The following is a 3249-nucleotide window of genomic DNA, read 5'->3' on the forward strand; positions in this document are numbered from 1 at the left end:
GGCGCAGACATTCTGGCCGGGACCGCTGACGCTGGTGCTGCCGCAGCGGCCGGGCAACGGCATTCATCCGCTGGTCACCGCCGGGTTGGATACGATCGCGCTGCGCATGCCGAAAGGCTTTGGCGGCGAGCTGATCGCCAGGCTCGGCCGCCCGCTTGCGGCGCCCAGCGCCAATTCTTCGGGAAGGATCAGTGCCACGACGGCCGAGGCAGTGGCGGCCGATCTCGGCTCAAAAATCAGGCTGGTGGTCGATGGCGGCGCAACGTCCGTTGGGCTCGAATCGACGATCGTCAAGGTCGAGGGCGGAAAGCTGCGGCTGCTGCGGCCGGGCGGCATTGCCGCCGAGGAGATCGAAGCGGCCGCCGGCGTGAAGCTGTCGCGCGGCGCGGCGGGCATCGAGGCTCCCGGCATGTTGGCCTCGCACTATGCGCCGGGCGCTGCGGTGCGGCTCAACGCCGAGACAATTGCCAAAGGCGAAGCCTTGCTGGCCTTCGGTGATCGCCGTGCCGAGGGCTGGCAGAATGCCGCCGCTTTGCGCAACCTGTCCGAGACCGGCGACCTGCGCGAGGCCGCAGCCAACCTCTTTGCCCACATGCAGGATCTCGATCGCAGCGGCGCCAGGACAATCGCCGTCGAGCCCATACCATTCGATGGGCTAGGCGAGGCGATCAACGACCGGCTTTCGCGCGCCGCCGCCCCTCGTGACCAGGCCGCCCCCCGTGACAAGATCGATTGAGCACCATAGTTTCCCATCCATGAACGACATATCCAGGGATATCGACCCCGCCCTCGTCGAACGCTTTGCGGTCATCGTCGGCGACAAATATGCGCTTCGCGACGAGCAGGACATCGCGCCTTACCTCACGGAGAGACGCGGCCTTTGGCATGGCCGGACGGCGCTGGTCCTGAGGCCCGGCAGCGTCGACGAGGTCAGCCGCATCATGCGGCTGGCGACCGAGACGGGGACGCCCATCGTGCCGCAGAGCGGCAATACCGGGCTGGTCGGCGCGCAGGTGCCAGACACATCCGGCCGCGAGATCGTGCTGTCGCTGTCGCGGCTGAACAGCATCCGCGAGATCGACGTGCTGTCCAACACGGTCACCGTCGAGGCCGGGGTCATCCTGCAGACGCTGCAGGAGGCGGCCGATGCCGCCGACCGGCTGTTTCCGCTGTCGCTTGCCGCGCAAGGCTCCTGCCAGATCGGCGGCAATCTCTCTTCCAATGCCGGCGGCACCGGCGTGCTTGCCTATGGCAATGCGCGTGAGCTCTGCCTCGGCGTCGAGGTGGTGCTGCCGACCGGCGAGGTGTTCGACGATCTGCGCAAGCTGAAAAAGGACAACACCGGCTACGATCTGAAGAACCTGTTTGTCGGTGCGGAAGGCACGCTCGGCATCATCACCGCTGCCGTGCTCAAGCTTTTCCCCAAGCCCAAGGGGCGCGAGGTGGCGTTTGCCGGCCTGTCCTCGCCCGAGGCGGCGCTGTCTCTGCTCAGCCTGGCGATGGATCGTGCCGGGGCCGCGCTCACTGCTTTCGAGCTAATCGGACAGAGGCCCTATGACTTCACGCTTCTGCACGCGCCAGGCGCCGTGCGGCCGCTGGCCGAGGATTGGCCGTGGTATGTGCTGATGCAGATCTCGTCGGGCCGCTCAGCGGAAGATGCAAGGGCCCTGATCGAGGAGGTGCTGTCGGAAGGTCTTGAACAGGAGATCGTCGGCGATGCGGTGATCGCGGCAAGTCTCGCCCAAGGCGATGCCTTCTGGAATTTCCGCGAGGTGCTGCCCGACGCACAGAAGCCCGAAGGCGCCTCGATCAAGCATGACATCTCGGTGCCGGTGGCGGCTATCCCGCAATTCATCGAAAAGGCGGCCGGCGCCGTGCAGTCGGTCAGCCCCGGTGCGCGCGAGGTCTGTTTCGGCCATATGGGCGACGGCAACCTCCACTACAATATTTCCCGGCCGGTCGGCGGCGATGACGAAGCGTTTCTTGCGCTCTACCACGCCATGAACAAGGCCGTGCACGATGTCGTGCGCAGCTTCCACGGCTCGATCTCGGCAGAGCACGGCATTGGCCAGCTGAAGCGGGATGAATTGATCGCGACGGCGCCGCCGATGGCGATCGAGCTGATGCGCAGGGTGAAGACGGCCTTCGATCCGGCCGGCATTATGAATCCCGGTAAGGTTATCTGATCCTTTCGATATCTTGTGCCTGGTCGTATTCCGATAACCATCCCTCCGAGATCAGCAAAATTTAACCGACTTTCTTAAGCGCAGCGATAAGAAGCCCGCGCTAATGTTTCCCCACAACGAGGCTGGAAAAACCGGCCCGGAGACCCGGAAAGACCGGCTCTCAGGAGAGACAGGAAAGGCACAATATGAACACTGGACTGAAGCCAGTCTGGGCCGGGCGCAACATGCGCCTCGACCCATTCCGCCTGCCGCAGGTGGTGAGCTACGCCACGCGCGACGACTATGGCGACGTTACCTTCACCATCGACCACCGTGGCGCTGTCATTCGCCGCATGCTGGAGATGAGCGGCGTGCCGGCGATCATCGCTCTGCCCGCCAACGCGTTTCGCGGCGTGGCCGCCCGCGCGATGGAGGACCCGGATGGCAATGTCACAGTGACCTTGGAGCTTCTGCACAATGATCCGATGCTGTCGGTGCCGTTGCTTGTTGCCGACGATCTCGAGGATGTCGCCGCCGACTGGCGCGCCTGGGCCGACGCTTACCGTCTGCCGATGCTTCTGATCGAATCCGACGGCGTCGCCCGCACGCTGGAGGAATCGCTAGGCGCTGCCATCAAGACATTGCCGGCGCAGGACCGTCGCAAGGGTCGGATTTCGAACACGCGCCGCCCGCGCTTCCTCGCGCGCCGCCGCGCCGGCGATCTCGGCCTCAGGCTGGTCATCGGCGGCCAGGAAATCATTTCGCGCGACGAATAGTGCATCTGCGGCTCTCCCTTCTCCCCTTGTGAGGGCTTTGCACGGGGAGCGAAGTGGATTTCGGTGGTCAGTGAGGGCCTTTTTGAAGGCCGGCAGAGCGGTTTTCCGCGGCCCTTGCGGGGCCTTTGTCGGTTTAGGCAGCCATCCTGCCGGATTGTGGACGCACTCCTCCCTCATGTCCGCCTCTCATCGGGTGGATAGAGGACGCCAATCATGGTGCGCAGATTGTAAGCGCAGGCGGCCAGTATGCACTGCGTGCGGTTGGTGGCGAGGTTGAAGAAGCGCAGGCGTCGCATGCCGTAACGCTC

At 64.8% G+C, this 3249-nt stretch carries 3 protein-coding genes; all 3 read left to right on the forward strand.

Annotated features, from left to right (window positions below; genetic code table 11):
- A partial coding sequence (locus EOC93_RS27380; protein WP_245461555.1) for an L-threonylcarbamoyladenylate synthase occupies positions 1 to 736 on the forward strand: 736 nt, incomplete at its 5' end.
- 19 nt (positions 737 to 755) lie between these two features.
- Positions 756 to 2186, forward strand: a complete 1431-nt coding sequence (locus EOC93_RS27385; protein ID WP_095483973.1) for an FAD-binding oxidoreductase — start codon at positions 756 to 758, stop codon at positions 2184 to 2186.
- A 185-nt stretch (positions 2187 to 2371) separates the two neighbouring features.
- Positions 2372 to 2941, forward strand: coding sequence for a DUF6101 family protein (locus tag EOC93_RS27390; protein ID WP_095483974.1), 570 nt, complete (start codon positions 2372 to 2374; stop codon positions 2939 to 2941).
- Positions 2942 to 3249 lie beyond the last annotated feature (308 nt).

This window comes from Mesorhizobium sp. M6A.T.Ce.TU.002.03.1.1 (assembly GCF_003997275.1).
GTDB lineage: Bacteria > Pseudomonadota > Alphaproteobacteria > Rhizobiales > Rhizobiaceae > Mesorhizobium > Mesorhizobium mediterraneum.